The organism is Isoptericola sp. 178 (genome assembly GCF_030586525.1).
GTDB lineage: Bacteria > Actinomycetota > Actinomycetes > Actinomycetales > Cellulomonadaceae > Isoptericola > Isoptericola sediminis.
This window is the reverse complement of sequence record NZ_JAUQYN010000003.1, coordinates 821630-837391: the sequence shown is the minus strand read 5'-3', so window position 1 is coordinate 837391 and position 15762 is coordinate 821630. Positions and strand designations below refer to the sequence as shown.

Annotated in this window: 16 protein-coding genes; 7 read left to right on the top strand and 9 right to left on the bottom strand. The window is 73.8% G+C overall.

Annotated features, from left to right (window positions below):
* Positions 1–252 precede the first annotated feature (252 nt).
* The 3 genes from Q6349_RS13160 to ilvC all read left to right on the top strand — a co-directional run bounded on the left by Q6349_RS13160 (position 253) and on the right by ilvC (position 3708).
* The gene (locus Q6349_RS13160; RefSeq protein ID WP_304604431.1) at positions 253–2076 is read left to right on the top strand and encodes an acetolactate synthase large subunit; all 1824 of its coding nucleotides are present in this window, start codon (positions 253–255) and stop codon (positions 2074–2076) included.
* A gap of 4 nt (positions 2077–2080) precedes the next feature.
* Entirely contained in the window at positions 2081–2602 is a 522-nt protein-coding gene (gene ilvN, locus Q6349_RS13155; protein ID WP_304604430.1) for an acetolactate synthase small subunit, read from the top strand.
* Positions 2603–2679: 77 nt separating this feature from the next.
* Positions 2680–3708, top strand: coding sequence for a ketol-acid reductoisomerase (gene ilvC / locus Q6349_RS13150; RefSeq protein WP_304604429.1), 1029 nt, complete (start codon positions 2680–2682; stop codon positions 3706–3708).
* Between the two features lie 125 nt (positions 3709–3833).
* Here the strand turns inward: ilvC and Q6349_RS13145 are convergent, their stop codons facing one another.
* Positions 3834–4265, bottom strand: coding sequence for an NUDIX hydrolase (locus tag Q6349_RS13145; protein ID WP_304604428.1), 432 nt, complete (start codon positions 4263–4265; stop codon positions 3834–3836).
* Between the two features lie 187 nt (positions 4266–4452).
* Between Q6349_RS13145 and Q6349_RS13140 the strand changes: the two genes are divergently transcribed.
* The 4 genes from Q6349_RS13140 to Q6349_RS13125 all read left to right on the top strand — a co-directional run bounded on the left by Q6349_RS13140 (position 4453) and on the right by Q6349_RS13125 (position 7827).
* Entirely contained in the window at positions 4453–5037 is a 585-nt protein-coding gene (locus Q6349_RS13140) for an ASCH domain-containing protein (protein ID WP_304604427.1), read from the top strand.
* Between the two features lie 12 nt (positions 5038–5049).
* On the top strand, positions 5050–5448 hold the full coding sequence (locus Q6349_RS13135) for a VOC family protein (protein WP_304604426.1): 399 nt from the start codon (positions 5050–5052) through the stop codon (positions 5446–5448).
* A 67-nt stretch (positions 5449–5515) separates the two neighbouring features.
* Complete coding sequence (locus Q6349_RS13130) at positions 5516–6559, top strand: 3-isopropylmalate dehydrogenase (protein ID WP_171247276.1); 1044 nt, start codon at positions 5516–5518, stop codon at positions 6557–6559.
* A 137-nt stretch (positions 6560–6696) separates the two neighbouring features.
* Positions 6697–7827 (top strand): branched-chain amino acid aminotransferase, encoded by a 1131-nt coding sequence (locus tag Q6349_RS13125; RefSeq protein ID WP_171247275.1) that lies wholly within the window; start codon positions 6697–6699, stop codon positions 7825–7827.
* 60 nt (positions 7828–7887) lie between these two features.
* Here Q6349_RS13125 and Q6349_RS13120 read toward each other — a convergent pair whose 3' ends face one another.
* The 8 genes from Q6349_RS13120 to Q6349_RS13085 all read right to left on the bottom strand — a co-directional run bounded on the left by Q6349_RS13120 (position 7888) and on the right by Q6349_RS13085 (position 15689).
* Positions 7888–8457 (bottom strand): hypothetical protein, encoded by a 570-nt coding sequence (locus Q6349_RS13120; protein WP_171247274.1) that lies wholly within the window; start codon positions 8455–8457, stop codon positions 7888–7890.
* A gap of 83 nt (positions 8458–8540) precedes the next feature.
* Positions 8541–9962, bottom strand: a complete 1422-nt coding sequence (locus tag Q6349_RS13115; RefSeq protein WP_304604425.1) for an alkaline phosphatase family protein — start codon at positions 9960–9962, stop codon at positions 8541–8543.
* Complete coding sequence (gene eboE, locus Q6349_RS13110) at positions 9959–11146, bottom strand: metabolite traffic protein EboE (RefSeq protein WP_304604424.1); 1188 nt, start codon at positions 11144–11146, stop codon at positions 9959–9961. The genes Q6349_RS13115 and eboE overlap by 4 nt, the downstream gene beginning before the upstream one ends.
* A gap of 8 nt (positions 11147–11154) precedes the next feature.
* On the bottom strand, positions 11155–12030 hold the full coding sequence (locus Q6349_RS13105) for a TatD family hydrolase (RefSeq protein ID WP_304604478.1): 876 nt from the start codon (positions 12028–12030) through the stop codon (positions 11155–11157).
* Positions 12031–12032: 2 nt separating this feature from the next.
* The gene (locus Q6349_RS13100) at positions 12033–12683 is read right to left on the bottom strand and encodes an EboA domain-containing protein (RefSeq protein ID WP_304604423.1); all 651 of its coding nucleotides are present in this window, start codon (positions 12681–12683) and stop codon (positions 12033–12035) included.
* A complete protein-coding gene (locus tag Q6349_RS13095; protein ID WP_304604422.1) occupies positions 12683–13585 on the bottom strand; it encodes a sugar phosphate isomerase/epimerase in 903 nt (300 codons plus the stop codon). The genes Q6349_RS13100 and Q6349_RS13095 overlap by 1 nt, the downstream gene beginning before the upstream one ends.
* Positions 13582–14481: an SCO3242 family prenyltransferase gene (locus Q6349_RS13090; RefSeq protein ID WP_304604421.1), complete on the bottom strand. Its 900-nt coding sequence runs from the start codon at positions 14479–14481 to the stop codon at positions 13582–13584. The genes Q6349_RS13095 and Q6349_RS13090 overlap by 4 nt, the downstream gene beginning before the upstream one ends.
* Positions 14478–15689 (bottom strand): inositol-3-phosphate synthase, encoded by a 1212-nt coding sequence (locus tag Q6349_RS13085; protein WP_304604420.1) that lies wholly within the window; start codon positions 15687–15689, stop codon positions 14478–14480. Before Q6349_RS13085 ends, Q6349_RS13090 begins: the two co-directional genes overlap by 4 nt.
* Between the last annotated feature and the right edge of the window lie 73 nt (positions 15690–15762).

Genomic DNA, 15762 nt, shown 5'->3' with positions numbered 1-15762 from the left:
TCCCGGCGGCGTCCCATCATCTGGGACGTTCCGACCAGCGCGTGACATCCGCGGCCCGACGGCGTAACGTGCGTCACGTGCAGACGATCATCCTTGTAGTACTTCCTGGGCGCGCCGGCTGAGGCCACGTTCCGGACTTCGTCAGCGCGCTCACCCCTCGTTCGTCCCCCTTGTGGTCGGGACCGAGGGGTTTTTCATTGCACAGAGACACCCCACACACCCCAGATTCCGTTCCAGCGGCAGGAGAGACCGATGGGCCAGCCGAACCCGACACCCGCCCACGTGGCAGCGCGCACCGCTCCGCGCCCGGTCGAGCACCGGGTCGAGGAGCAGGTCACGGGCGCGCAGTCGATCGTCCGGTCGCTCGAGGAGATCGGCGTCGACACCGTCTTCGGCATCCCCGGCGGTGCGATCCTGCCGACCTACGACCCGCTGATGGACTCCCAGAAGCTGCGGCACATCCTGGTGCGCCACGAGCAGGGCGGCGGGCACGCGGCGTCCGGGTACGCCCACGCCACCGGGCGGGTCGGGGTGACGATGGCGACCTCGGGCCCCGGGGCGACCAACCTCGTCACTCCGCTGGCCGACGCCAACATGGACTCCGTGCCGATGGTCGCGATCACCGGTCAGGTCGCCGGCCCCGCCATCGGGACGGACGCCTTCCAGGAGGCGGACATCGTCGGCATCACGATGCCGATCACCAAGCACTCCTACCTGGTCAAGGACGCCGACGACATCCCGCGGACCATCGCCGAGGCCTTCCACATCGCCTCGACCGGTCGTCCGGGTCCCGTGCTGGTCGACATCGCCAAGTCCGCGATGCAGGCCCGGACGACGTTCTCCTGGCCGCAGCAGCTGACGCTGCCGGGCTACCACCCGGTGACCAAGCCGCACGCCAAGCAGATCCGGGAGGCCGCCAAGCTGCTGGCCACGGCGCGTCGCCCGGTGCTGTACGTCGGCGGCGGGGCCGTGCGTTCCGGGGCCGCGGCCGAGCTGCGCCGCCTGGTGGACGTCTCGGGCGCGGCGGTGGTGACCACGCTGATGGCCCGGGGTGCGGTCCCCGACTCCCACCCGCAGCACCTGGGCATGCCGGGCATGCACGGCACGGTGCCCGCCGTGGCCGCGCTGCAGAAGGCCGACCTCATCGTCGCCCTCGGCGCCCGCTTCGACGACCGGGTCACCGGCAAGCTGTCCAGCTTCGCCCCGCACGCGGCGATCGTCCACGCGGACATCGACCCGGCCGAGATCGGCAAGAACCGCGCCGTCGACGTGCCGATCGTCGGCGACCTGCGCGAGGTCGTCGCCGATCTGGTGCCCGCCCTCGAGGCCGAGCACGACAAGGTCGGCAGACCCGACATCGAGGCGTGGTGGCACCAGATCGACACCTGGCGTGAGACCTACCCGCTCGGTTACAGCTCCACCGACGACGGTCACCTGGCTCCCCAGTCGGTGATCTCCCGGCTCGGCGAGCTCGTGGGCCCCGACGGGATCTACGTGGCGGGCGTCGGCCAGCACCAGATGTGGGCCGCCCAGTTCATCCGCTACGAGCGCCCCAACACCTGGATCAACTCCGGCGGGCTCGGGACCATGGGGTACTCGATCCCGGCGGCGATGGGGGCCAAGGTCGGCGAACCCGACCGCGATGTGTGGGCGATCGACGGCGACGGCTGCTTCCAGATGACCAACCAGGAGCTGGCCACCTGCGCGATCAACGACATCCCGATCAAGGTCGCGCTGATCAACAACAGCTCGCTCGGGATGGTCCGCCAGTGGCAGACCCTCTTCTACAACGAGCGGTACTCCAACACGGACCTGCACACCGGCCACGGCACCGCCCGCATCCCCGACTTCGTCAAGCTCGCCGAGGCCTACGGCTGCGTCGGCATCCGCGTGGAGCACGAGAACGAGGTCGACGCCGCGATCAAGAAGGCCCAGGAGATCGACGACCGGCCCGTGGTGGTCGACTTCACCGTCTCGCGGGACGCGATGGTGTGGCCGATGGTCGCGGCCGGGGTCAGCAACGACGACATCCAGTACGCGCGGGGCATCTCGCCGGCCTGGGAACGAGAGGACTGAGCCGATGAGCCGTCACACGTTGTCCGTGCTGGTCGAGGACAAGCCGGGTGTCCTGACCCGCGTCGCCGGGCTCTTCGCCCGTCGCGCGTTCAACATCCAGTCCCTGGCGGTGGGCCCGACCGAGCACGAGGAGATCTCGCGGATCACCGTCGTGGTCGACGTCGAGGACCACCCGCTGGAGCAGGTCACCAAGCAGCTCAACAAGCTGGTCCACGTCATCAAGATCGTCGAGCTCGACCCGGAGGCGTCCGTCCAGCGCGAGCTCCTGCTCGTCAAGGTCAAGGCGGACCCGACCACCCGGTCGGGGGTGCTCGAGGTCGTCGAGCTCTTCCGGGCCAAGGTCGTCGACGTCGTGCCCGACACGGTCGTCATCGAGGCCACCGGGACCGGGGCCAAGCTCGAGGCCCTCCTGACCGCCCTCGAGCCGTACGGCATCCGCGAGATCGTCAAGTCCGGGACCCTCGCCGTCGGGCGCGGGTCGCGATCCATCACCGACCGGGCGCTGGAGCGGGTCCGCAGCGCCTGAGACGCCTGCGCCCCGCCACCCCGTGCCTGCCAGAATCCCCCTGACGCGTCACACCCTGAAGAAAGAGGAGCACCACCGTGGCTGAGATGTTCTACGAGGATGCCGCCGACCTGTCCATCATCCAGAGCAAGAAGGTCGCCGTCATCGGCTACGGCAGCCAGGGCCACGCCCACGCGCTGAACCTGCGCGACTCGGGTGTCGACGTCCGCGTCGGCCTGCGCGACGGCTCGTCGTCGGCCGCCAAGGCCGAGGAGCAGGGCCTGAAGGTCCTGCCCGTGGCCGAGGCCGTCGCCGAGGCCGACGTCGTCGTCATCCTGGCCCCGGACCAGGTCCAGCGGGACCTGTACCGCGACGAGATCGCCCCGAACCTGCGGGACGGCGCCGCCCTGGTCTTCGGCCACGGCTTCAACATCCGCTTCGGCTACATCAAGCCCGAGGCCGGCCACGACGTCTTCATGGTCGCCCCCAAGGGCCCCGGCCACCTCGTGCGCCGCGAGTACGTCGACGGCCGTGGCGTGCCGGTCATCGTGGCCGTCGAGCAGGACGCCTCGGGTACGGCCTGGGACACCGCGCTGTCCTACGCCGCCGGCATCGGCGGCCTGCGCGCCGGGGGCATCAAGACCACGTTCACCGAGGAGACCGAGACCGACCTGTTCGGCGAGCAGGCCGTGCTGTGCGGCGGCGCCTCCCAGCTCGTCCAGTACGGCTTCGAGGTGCTCACCGAGGCCGGCTACCAGCCCGAGGTCGCCTACTTCGAGGTGCTGCACGAGCTGAAGCTCATCGTCGACCTGATGGTCGAGGGCGGCATCGCCAAGCAGCGCTGGTCCGTGTCCGACACCGCGGAGTACGGCGACTACGTCTCCGGGCCGCGCGTGATCTCGCCCGAGGTCAAGCAGAACATGAAGGCCGTGCTCGCGGACATCCAGTCGGGTGCCTTCGCCGAGCGCTTCATCGCCGACCAGGACGCCGGCGCCCCGGAGTTCACGGAGCTGCGGGCCAAGGCGGAGAACCACCCGATCGAGGCCACCGGCCGCGAGCTGCGCAAGATGTTCTCGTGGATCAAGCCGGCCGACTCCGACTACACGGAGGGCACCGCCGCTCGCTGACAACCACCCTGCGTCAGCGATCGACGTGAGCGGCCGTCGCCCCCACCCCGGGGCGGCGGCCGCTCGCACGTCCGACCCGACCCCGGGCCACCACCCCGTGCCGAGTCAGGGCGGAACTCAGCGAGTCAGAGGGCTCCGGCCCAACCCAGTCCGATGTCGACGAGGTCGACCCGCGGAAGGTGCGCCACGGCGTCGAGCGGGTGCCACGCCACGTCGTCGGTGGACCCGTCCTGCTCGACGGTGAGCGACCCCCCGACCACGCGGGCCCGGTACACGACGCGGATGCCGTGCAGCGGGTCGACGTCCGGGTCGTCCTCGAAGCCGATGAGGTCCTGGGGTTCCACCACGTGGCTGTCCACGCCGAGCAGGCCGTCGAGCTCGACGTCGTACCCGGTCTCCTCGCGCACCTCGCGCACGGCCGCATCCTCCGGGTGCTCGCCCGGGTCGATGCCGCCGCCGGGCAACGTCCACCCCGACCGTCCCGTCGCGGACCAGTGCGGCAGGAGCACCTGACCGTCGTCGATGATCACGGCGTAGGCCGCCACCCGAAGGAACATGCCGAGATCCTGGCAGATCGCGGCCCCGCTCGGGGGCGGCGGAGGCCTGATTCACCGCGTTCCGTCCTGACCGGACGGGAACCGTCCTGACCCGTCGAGTTCCGTCCTGACCCGCCGAGATCCGTCCTGACTCGCGGGAGGCGGGGTGGGGGCGCGGTGGACCGGCGGCGGTGGCAGGATGTCCCGCATGACGGACGACGGCGCCTTCACCGGCCACGACGCACCCCCGCCCGAGGCGGCCGCCACGGCCGACCAGGGTCCGCAGCTGGACGACGTGGCCCAGGCCGAACGGATCACGGCCTTCTGGGACACCGCCCGGCCCAGTGCCGGCCGGACCAGCCACGGCGGAGCCGTGGGGGAGCGGTCGGAGAACGTCGTCCCGCCGCCGGCCTGGGCGTTCGGCGACTCGCCGCGGCTGGCCGACGAGCTGCTCCGTCTGGTGCTCGTCGGGACGAAGACGGCGACGGCGTCGCTCGTCGTCGAGTACGAGGACGCCGGGGAACCCGAGCCCCGCAAGGGGGACCTGTCGATCCTGCTCGACGGGGCGGGCGAGCCCCGGGCGCTGATCCGGACCACCCAGGTCGACCGCGTGCCGTTCGGCGAGGTCACCGCGGAGCACGCCTGGCGTGAGGGCGAGGACGACCGGACGCTGGAGTCCTGGCGCACCGAGCACGAGCGCTACTGGCGCCGCACGCTGGCGGGCACCGCCCACGAGTTCGACCCGTCGCTGGAGGTCCTGTGCGAGCGGTTCAAGGTCCTCTACTCCGAGTGAGGTGATCGCGACATGCCGCTGCGCTGGTACTCGACCGTCGTGGAGTCCACCGACCCGCGTGCCCTGGCGGGCTGGTGGGCAGAGGCCCTGGGATGGGAGTTCGCCTACGAGTCCGACGAGGAGTGCGTCCTCGTCCCGCCCTGGGCCCGGGAGCTGGGCAGGAGCCTGACCTTCCACCAGACGCCCCCGGGGATGGTGTTCGTGCGTGTGGAGCACGAGAAGTCGTCGAAGAACCGCCTCCACTGGGACTTCGCGCCGCACACCAGCGACGACCGCGACGCCGAGATCGACCGGCTGGGGTCGCTCGGGGCGACGCGGATCGACGTCGGGCAGCCGGCGGACGCGTCGTGGACGGTGCTGGCGGACCCCGACGGCAACGAGTTCTGCGTGCTGTCCTCGCGGGAGATGTAGCTCGCGTCCTGTCCGCATGTTGAGACGCGCGTCCGCATGATGGCGTGCCCCCGCGTAGTATCGGCGCATGACGCGCAACATCGATCTGGCCGTGGTGGCAGGGGACGGTATCGGTCCCGAGGTCGTCGAGCAGGGTCTCACCGTGCTCGACGCGGCGCTGACCGGCGCCGACGTCAAGGTCTCGACGACCGAGCTCGACCTCGGCGCCCGTCGCTGGCACCGCACCGGCGAGACCCTCACCGACGAGGACCTCGCGCGCATCACGGACCACGACGCCATCCTGCTGGGCGCGATCGGCGACCCCTCGGTGCCGTCCGGCGTGCTGGAGCGCGGTCTGCTGCTCAAGCTCCGGTTCGCCCTCGACCACTACGTCAACCTGCGGCCCGGCAAGCTCTTCCCCGGCGTCACCAGCCCGCTGGCCGACCCGGGCGACGTCGACTTCGTCGTCGTCCGCGAGGGCACCGAGGGTCCGTACGTCGGCAACGGCGGGTCCGTCCGCACCGGGACGCCCCACGAGATCGCCACCGAGGTGTCGGTCAACACCGCGTTCGGTGTCGAGCGGGTCGTCCGCGACGCCTTCGCCCGCGCCCAGGCGCGCCCCCGGAAGCACCTGACGCTGGTGCACAAGCACAACGTGCTGGTGCACGCCGGTCACCTGTGGCGGCGCACCGTCGAGGCCGTCAACGCCGAGTTCCCGGACGTCACCACCGACTACCTGCACGTCGACGCCGCGACGATCTTCCTGACCACGAACCCCTCGCGGTTCGACGTCATCGTCACCGACAACCTCTTCGGCGACATCCTCACCGACCAGGCCGCGGCGATCACCGGCGGCATCGGGCTGGCCGCGTCCGGCAACATCAACCCCGACCGCACCACGCCCTCGATGTTCGAGCCGGTGCACGGGTCCGCCCCCGACATCGCGGGCCAGGGCAAGGCCGACCCGACGGCGACGGTGCTGTCCGTGTCCCTCCTGCTCGACCACCTCGGGCTGACCGAGCAGGCCCGCCGGGTCGAGGCCGCCGTGGCGGCCGACCTCGCCGAGCGGGGCGACCGGGTACGGTCCACGGCGGAGGTCGGGCGCGAGCTCGCCGCGCGCGTCGCGGGCTGACCCGCCGGATCAGCCGCCCGGGATCCGCACGGCTCCGGGCGCGCGAGGGGGTCGGCGCAGGGGCGGCGCCGCACGGGGTCCCACGATGCCGAGAGTCGTGGGACCCTACAGGGGTTACCTGGTGAAAGGCCTCTGATATGACCACGACCTCGCACAACGTGCTCCCCGAGGAGCTCGAGGACCTCGTCGCCCTGTTCGACGTCCGCGGCACCGACGAGCCCACCCCTGACGCCGAGCGCGAAGAAGCGCTCGCGGCACCCCGTTTCGGCACGGTGTTCACCGACCACATGGCCCGGGTGTCCTGGCGGCAGGAGGACGGCTGGCTCGACCGGCGCGTGGAGAAGTACGGTCCGCTGCAGCTCGACCCCGCCACCGCCGTCCTGCACTACGCGCAGGAGATCTTCGAGGGCATGAAGGCGTACAAGCACGCCGACGGGTCGGTGTGGACCTTCCGGCCCGAGGCGAACGCCGACCGGTTCGCGCGCTCGGCGCACCGGCTCGCGCTGCCCGCCCTGACGGTGGACGACTTCATCGGCTCGATCGCCGCGCTGGTGCGGACCGATCGCGCCTGGGTCCCCGGCGGGGAGGACTCGAGCCTCTACCTGCGCCCCTTCATGTTCGCCTCCGAGCCGTTCCTCGGCGTCCGGCCCGCCGCCGAGGTCGAGTACCTGTGCATCGCCTCGCCCGTCGGCCCGTACTTCGCCGGCGGCGTCAAGCCCGTCTCGATCTGGGTCTCCCAGGACTACCACCGGGCCGGGCCGGGCGGTACGGGCAACGCCAAGTGCGGCGGCAACTACGCCGCCAGCCTGCTGCCGCAGACCGAGGCGCAGCAGAACGGCTGCGACCAGGTGTGCTTCCTGGACGCCAGCACGAACTCCTACCTCGAGGAGCTCGGCGGCATGAACATCTTCGTGGTGATGGACGACGGGACCGTCCACACCCCGGAGCTGACCGGTTCGATCCTCGAGGGGATCACCCGCAAGTCCATCCTGCAGCTGGTGGCGGACCGCGGCCACGAGGTCGTCGAGCGGAGGATCTCCCTCGCCGAGATCGAGGCGGGCCTCGCCGGCGGCAGCGTGCGGGAGATGTTCGCCTGCGGCACCGCGGCGGTGGTGACGCCGGTGGGTCGTCTGGCCAGCAGCAACTTCGACCACACCGTCGCCGACGGTGAGCCGGGCGAGCTGACCATGGCGATCCGCAGCGAGCTCACGGACATCCAGTACGGGCGGGCGCGGGACCGGCACGGCTGGATGCGCCGGCTGGCCTGACCGCTCCACGACGAGGGGGCCGGTGCGGACGTCCGCAACGGCCCCCTCGTCGTCGGATCCTCAGCGCGGCGGGACCGTCGGCACCACGAGCGTCCGGGTGATGACGCTGCCGAGCATCGAGGCGACCGCGATCCCCAGGACCGCCCACACCAGCGCGGTCATCGCGCCGGACAGCGGGTCGGGGTTGCCGGTGAACGGCAGCACCGCGAGGATCACCGTCGTCAGCCCGACGAGCCAGCCGAAGAACATCCGCGGCCGCGGGGCCACGACCACGAGCAGGTTGAGCACGATGGCGGCGGCGAGCGCGAAGAGCGCCCCGGCGGCGGCCCACGAGGCGTCGTCCCCGCCGCCGGCGACGTCGGGCGGCGGGATCAGCTCGATGCCGAAGACCTCGTCGAAGATCACCGAGGCGGTGAAACCGAGCAGGGCGCACACGAGCACGGTGGCGGCGGCTCCGGCCCAGTACCGGCCGATGTCGAGGCGCGGCTCGGGCGGAGGCGGCTTCGGTGCGGCCTCCCAGGTCGGCTTCTGCGCCGGCATCATCCCGGGAGGCTGTTCCGCCGGCTGGTTCACCGGCCGGTAGCGCTGCGTCGGGTCCTCGGACCCGTACGGACGCTGTTGATCGCTCACTGTCCCTCTCCTCGCCGTCGTCGTGCCCCTAGAGGACCACATCCGGGCCGTCGGCGCCCCCCGGGACGTCGCCCGGGAGCACCTCACCGCGCCGCGCCGACCGGGTGCGCGAGGCCCTGCAGCGACAGGACGAGATCCTTGACGGACGCGGCCGGCACGGCCCGGTCGTCGTCGTGCACCCACGACGCGACGGGGTCGGGGACGGTCGGGTCGGAGCACAGCACCATCGGGGCGTCGAGGGCGGAGTCCGGCAACCGACCGTGCGTGCCGCCGACCCAGGAGGCGTCGAGCGGCACGGTCGACATCGCGTACCGCAGGCCGAGCCTCTTGCGCACGAGGTTCAGCCCGGCCCTGGCCTTCGCGAACCGGTCCGCGGGGTCGAAGAACAGCTCGGCCGGGTCGAACCCCGGCTTGCGGTGGATGTCCACGGCGCGGGCGTACTCGGGGGCACGGTCGTCCTCGAGCCAGAAGTAGTAGGTGAACCAGGCGCCCGGCTCGGCGACGACGACGAGCTCGCCGGAGCGTTCGTGGTCCAGCCCGTGGCGGGCCTGGGCCTCGCGGTCCAGCACCTCGTCGACGCCGGGCACGGTGCGCAGCAGGGCGGCGACCCGGGCCACGTCGGAGGCGTCGTCGACGTACACGTGCGCGACCTGGTGGTCGGCGACGGCGAACGCCCGCGAGGTCCACGGGTCGAGCTGTTCGCGGCCCGCCTGGGTGTACACCTCCAGCAGGCCCTCGCGACGCAGGACCCGGTTGAGGTGCACGGGGCGCTCGGCCCGGGTGATGCCGTACTCGGAGACGACCAGGACGGTCACGCCGTCGGCCTCGGCCTGGTCGAGCAGCGGTGCCAGCACGCCGTCCAGGTCGGCCGCGGCGGCGTCGGCCTGGGGAGACTCCGGGCCGAACCGCTGCAGGTCGTAGTCGAGGTGCGGGACGTAGGCGGTGGTGAGGTCGGCGGCCCGGGTGCGCAGCAGGTGCCGGGTGGCGTCCACGACCCAGCGGCTGGACGTGAGCGACGCCGTCGGGCCCCAGTAGGTGAACAGCGGGAAGTCGCCGAACCGCTCGACCAGCTCGTGGTGCAGGCCGGGCGGTCGCACGTAGGCGTCGGGGGACTTGCGGCCGTCGGCGTGGTAGATCGGCCGGGGCGTCACCGTGACCTCCGTGGTCATCCCCATCGCGTACCACCAGCACACGTTCACCGCGGAGTACCCCGGACGGCGCCGCCGGGCGGTCTCCCAGACCCTCTCGCCGGCGACCAGGCGGTGGTGCTGGCGCCACAGGTGGACCTCGCCCAGGTCGCGGAAGTACCAGCCGTTGGCGACGGCGCCGTGCTGGGCGGGGGACAGGCCCGTGAGCATCGTCGACTGGACCGTGCAGGTCACCGCCGGCAGCACGGTCGCCAGCGACGAGGACCATCCGCCGTCGGCGAGACGGCGGAGCCGGGGCATGTGGGCCAGGGCGCGGGGCGTGAGCCCCACGACGTCGAGCAGCAGGACGGGTCTCACGGGGTGCTCCTCCCGGCGGGGGTCAGGACGGTGTCACGGGCGGTCAGGTGGTCGGCGGCCCAGCGCAGCTCGGCGGCGATGCCCGCCACCAGCTCGTCGGTGCCGGACGGCAGCACGTCGGGGGGCAGGACCGACCAGGTGTAGGTCTCCACGTCCAGATGCGCCTCCTCGCCGTGCGGCGCCGCGGCCACCGCGGCGACGGACTCGCGCAGCACGTCGGTGGTGGCCGCCAGGGGCGGCGCCGGGTCGTGGTGCAGCGGGACGTGGAAGTGCACGCGCCACGGCCCGCGGCCCGGCAGACCGCCCGCCAGCGCATCGGTCAGGTCGTCGACGCCGTGCACCCGCCCGTCGGCACCGAGCTCGCGGGTCTGGTGGAGGTAGCGCGGTTCGGCGAACCGACGCACGGCATCACGGGCGGCGGGCGCCGCCGGGTCGGCGACGTGCAGGGCGGCGGAGGCCTGCACCTTGACGACCCGGAGCCCGGCCCCGGTGATGCGCCGCACCGCGGCGGCCGGGTCGGCGAACGACACCGCCAGGTGGCAGGTGTCGAGGCAGACGCCGACGAGTGCGGGGTCGATCCGCGCGGTCGCGGGCCGGTCGGCGCCGGTCCGGGCGCCCAGCCACCCCACGACGTCGTCGACGGTGTCCAGCACGCAGCCGGGTTCGGGCTCGACGGCGAGCCGGACGACGACCCCGCTGCGCTCGGCGAGGGCGCGCAGCTCGGCGGACAGCGTGGCCAGCGCCCGGGTGGCGGCCTCGTCGTCCGACGCCGTCCAGCCGGTGCGCCACCCCAGCGGGAGCGTCGAGACCGACCCGTCGGCGCCCGTCGGCAGCAGGTCGGCGAGCACCCGGGCGCAGGCGAGCGTGTAGGCCAGGCGCTCGGGCCGGGTCCAGTCGGGGCGGTAGACGGCGCGGCCCACGACGTCGGCGTGGAACCCGCCGGCGGGGAAGGCGTTCAGCGTGCGGACCTCGAGGCCGTGCTCGTGCAGGGCGACACGCAGGCGGTCGCGGTCGGCCGCGGAGGCGTCGAGGCGGTGGGCGAGACGGGAGGGCAGCCACAGCCCGATCCCGAGCCGGTTCAGCCCGGCGGCGCGGCGGACCGGGCCGGCGCTGCGGGCGAGCTGGTCCAGCACGCCGTCCAGGTCCTCGGCGGGGTGGACGTTGGTGCAGTACGACAGGTGCATCGGGGTCCTCAGACGCGCGCGCCGCGCAGCACGGAGGAGCCCTCGAACTCGGCCGGGGCCGGGACCTCGCCGGCGACGACGCCGGGGACCGGCTCCAGCACAAGGTGGCCGGAGGCCCCGTAGAAGGTCACCGGGTTGCGCCACAGGACGCGGTCGACGTCGTGCTCGGTGAACCCGGCGGCGAGCATCTCGGCGCCGGTACGCGCCGTCAGCAGCGGGTCGCTGCGGCCCCAGTCGGCGGCCGAGTTCACGATCATCCGCTCGGTGCCGTACTCGTCCAGCAGCGCCACCATGCGGTGCGGGTCCATCTTCGTGTCCGGGTAGATGGAGAAGCCCGCCCAGGCGCCGGCGTCGCGCACCATCGCCACGGTGGTCTCGTTGAGGTGGTCCACGAGCACCCGGGCGGGGTCGATCCCGGACTCGCGCACGACGTCGAGGGTGCGGCGGGTGCCGTTCAGCTTGTCCCGGTGCGGCGTGTGCACCAGGACGGGCAGCCCGGCCTCGCGCGCCATCTGGAGCTGGGCGGCGAACACCTCGTCCTCGGTGGGTGTCATCGAGTCGTAGCCGATCTCGCCGACCGCGACGACACCGTCCTTGAGCAGGTAGCGCGGCACCTCGGCGAGCACCTCGCGGCAGCGCGGGTCGTTGGCCTCCTTGGGGTTGAGGGCGATGGTGGCGTGGTGCCGGATGCCGAACTGCTCGGCCCGGAACCGTTCCCAGCCGAGCAGCGAGTCGAAGTAGTCGGTGAACGAGGACACCCCCGTGCGCGGCTGGCCGAGCCAGAACGCGGGTTCGACGACGGCGCGCACCCCGGCGGCGTACATCCGCTCGTAGTCGTCGGTGGTCCGGCTGGTCATGTGGACGTGCGGGTCGAAGATGCGCATGGTCACTCCGCGGTGGTCGGGGCCGGGACGGCCGGGTCGGGTCGGTGCTGCAGCAGCCGGTCGACGTCGGCGGGGACCGGGCGTCCGGCGGCGCGTCGTTCGGCGGCGAAGTCGGACGCCATCCGCGCGGTCTCGGCGTCGACGCGGTCGGTCAGCCCGGCGACGGCGTCGAGGGGCACCCCGAGGAAGACGAGCTTGAGGACCGTGTGCCGCCACGTGTGCTGGTCCAGGTGCGCCGCGCCGAACGGTCCGACGGCGGCGGCCACGAGGGAGGGGTCGTTGGCGCGGTGGGCGTCGTGGGCGAGCTCGACGCCGGTCCGCGCCAGGGGCGAGCCGGGCGCGACCGCGCCGTCGGACTGCAGGGCGTCGAGGCCGCGCAGCACCCCGCGCCGCTCGCCGGTGTCTCCCTGCGTGAACAGGTCGCGCAGCCGTCCGGCGACGTCCTCGCCGTCGCCGGCGGCGTGGGCCAGCGCCACGACCAGGGCGGCGCGGGCCTCGTCCTCGAACGTGCCGTGCACGAGGCCGTGCGGGTCGGCCCCGGGCCGCCGGGGTCCGCGGCCGGCCCGCCGAGGAGCCAGGGCGAAGGCGCGGGGCAGCGTGCGCGGGTCACGGGCGACCTCGGCCCGGGTCCGGTCGATCCAGGTGTCGCTCATCAGGGGGCCTCCGGGTGGGGGTGCCCGACGACGTCCGCCCAGGCGCGCCGCACCGCGGCGAGGCTGCGGCGGGCGAGCGCCGGGGCGTCGTGGGAGTGGCGGGGCAGCTCGACCGCGGCGACGCCGCGGTAGTCGATGTCGGCCAGGGTGGCGAGCACGAGCGGCAGGTCGAGGTCGCCCTCGCCGAAGGGCCGGTGCTCGTGGTGGGTGCGGGGCATGTCGTCGAGCTGGACGTTCGTCAGCACCGGGGCGGCGGCGCGCAGCGCGCCGACCACGCCGTCGGGTTCGACGACGAGGCAGTGCCCGACGTCGACGGTCAGACCGAGACCGGCGGGGTCGCCGAGGTCCGAGCGCAGCCGCAGGGCGTCCTCGACGGTCTCGACGAGCATGCCCGGCTCGGGTTCGATCGCGAGCTGCACGCCGTGCTCGCCGGCCTCCTCCAGGAGGACCGGCAGACGGTCGAGCAGCCGGGCCCACCCCTCGGCAGGGCGGTCGCCGTCCGGGAGCACGCCGGAGAAGAAGGACACGCACGTCGCGTCGAGGGTGGCGGCGACGTCGATCGCCCGCGTCAGGTAGCGCATCCGCAGGTCGGCCTCGCGGTCGACGAGGGTGGGCCGGTGCTTCGTCCACGCGTCGAGGGTGTAGCGCGTCCCCGTCTCGACGACGACGTCCGCCCCCGCGCCGTCGCGCATCCGGCCCAGACGGTCGGCCAGCCGGGCCGTCGCGGACGCGGCACCGGGTGCGAACGGGTCGAGGTGCGGGTGGCCGAGCGTGAGGGCGACGGCCTCGTAGCCGAGCGTGTCGAGGACGTCGAGCGCGGCGGGCAGCGGGTGGTCGCCGAACCCGTTGGTGCCGTACCCGAGCGCGAACGGGGGCCGGTCGGGGGCGGGGTGGGTGGTCACGTGATGCTCACCTGCCGGCGGCCCCGGCGCAGCAGCCGTCCGGCGGCGACGGCGCCGGCCAGCACGGCGGTGCTCGCCCACCGCCCGCCGCGCGCCGTCCAGGCGGCCTGCAACGGGATCATGGCCTGCAGCCCCGCCCGGGTCGCGGTGCGTGCCGCGGGGGCCGTGCGGTCCGCGGCCGCGGTGCGCTGCTCCGGCAGGCACGTGGCGACGTACCCGGCGGTGGCGGCCAGCGCCGCGACGCGCCGGACCGTGGGACCGCCCGGCGAACCGGCCGGTGCCCGCCACGCCGCGACGGCCGTGGTGGCGGCGACGGCCACGGTGCCGGCCACGGCGGACCCTGCCACGCCGCGGGTGGTGCCGTGGACCTCGCCGCGCGACAGCGCCATCACGGCGAGCGTGTGCGTCGTCAGCACGGCGGCGGTGGGCAGCGCCGTGCGCAGGGAGCCCGGGGCGGCGCCCAGCAGCACGTCGAGCCCGCGGCAGGCGGCCATCACGACGGCACCGGCGGGCCGGTCCTTCGCCGCGAGGTCGTAGGTGAGGACGCACGCGGCGAGCGGCACCGCGACGGCGAGCCCCCGCCGTCCGCTCGCCGCACCCGCGGCCACGACGCCGGTCGCGACGAGCCCCGTGCCGACGGCGAGCGCCTGCCGGGGCGTCACGCGTCCGGAGGGGATGGGGCGTTCGGGACGTTCGACGGCGTCGAGGTCGCGGTCGCCGTAGTCGTTGAGCGCCATGCCACCGAGGTAGAGGCAGGTCGAGGCGACGGGCAGCAGGGCGTGCCGCGGCGGGCGGAGGTCCGGCGGCGGTGCGGTGGCCATCCCGGCGAGGGTGTCGCCGAGGACGGTCAGCGCCGCCGGGGCGCGGACGAGCTCGACCAGGTCGCCCGCCCTCATGGCCGCCGTGCCACGGCGTCGGCGGTGCGGCCGGCCCAGTCCGCGAGCTCGACCGCCTGGGCGGCGGCCCCGTGCACGTCGGACCCCCAGGGGTCCTTGAAGAAGTACCCCAGCTCCGGGACGGGGCCGGTCAGCCCGGCCGCGTGCGCGAGGGCCAGCAGGCGGGCGAGGTCGAGGACCATCGGCGCGGCGAGCATGGAGTCGTGCGCGCTCCACGTGGTCTGCAGGGTGAGGCGCGAGCCGAGGAACCCCTCGACGTGCACGTGGTCCCACGCGACCTTGACGTCGCCGAGGTCGGGGACGTTGTCGATGTGCAGCGGGGTGACGTCGGTGCCGGTCAGGTCGCGCAGGCCGCGGTTCTTGGAGGTGAGCTTGCTGCGGGCCGCGACGGGGTCGGCCAGGGTGGCGCCGTCGCCGCCGCCGAGGAGGTTCGTCCCGGCCCAGGACAGCACCCGCAGGCCGCGGGTGGTGAGCGCGGGTGCCAGGACGGTGCGCAGCCAGGTCTGTCCCGTCTTGCCGTCGCGGCCGGCCACGGGGAGCCCGGCCTCGGTGGCCCAGCGGGTGAGGACCGGCACGGTCATGCCGGCCGACGGGGTGAACGAGGCGTAGGCGCAGCCGGCGAGCACGGCGGCGTACGCGGTCACCGAGGAGGCCGGGAGCACGGCGCGGTCCGGGTCGAGCAGCGCGGCACGCAGCAGCTCGGGGTCGTCGTGCTCGGGGACCGGGTCCAGCGGCGGTTCGGTCGAGGCGACGTCGATCACGACGACCCGGGCGAGGCGGTGGCGCTCGCGGAAGGCGACGAGGTCGGCGGCGAGCGTCTCGGCGGCCTCCTGCTGGGAGCCCAGGTGCCGGCGGGGGTCGTGGCCGGGCCGGATCTCGGCGTCGGCGGCGGCCAGGGCGTCGCGCGTGCCGGCCAGCAGGTGGCCGGGGATCATGCCGGCGTCGGCGAGCGCCTCGGCCTGCTTGACCACCGTCGTCGGGGCGACGTCGTGCCCGCCGACGACCAGGTCGTCGAACGCGGGCAGGGCGAGCCGGTCGAACGGTCCGGCCGCCGTGACGCAGCCGGTCGGCGGGGCGTGGCCGGCGGCGAGCGCGGCGAGCCCGAGCGTGGCCGTGGTGGCCACCGAGCCGCGGGCGCCGACCAACCAGAGGCCGGTGCGGCCCGTCGTCGCGGGCGGCTGCGTGGCGGTCGTGGTCCCGTGGTGCATCGTCGCTCCCCCCAGAAGCCGGTCGCGCGGACCGGTCGTGGCGTCGGAGGCGTCCCTACCTCCGGCCGTCACG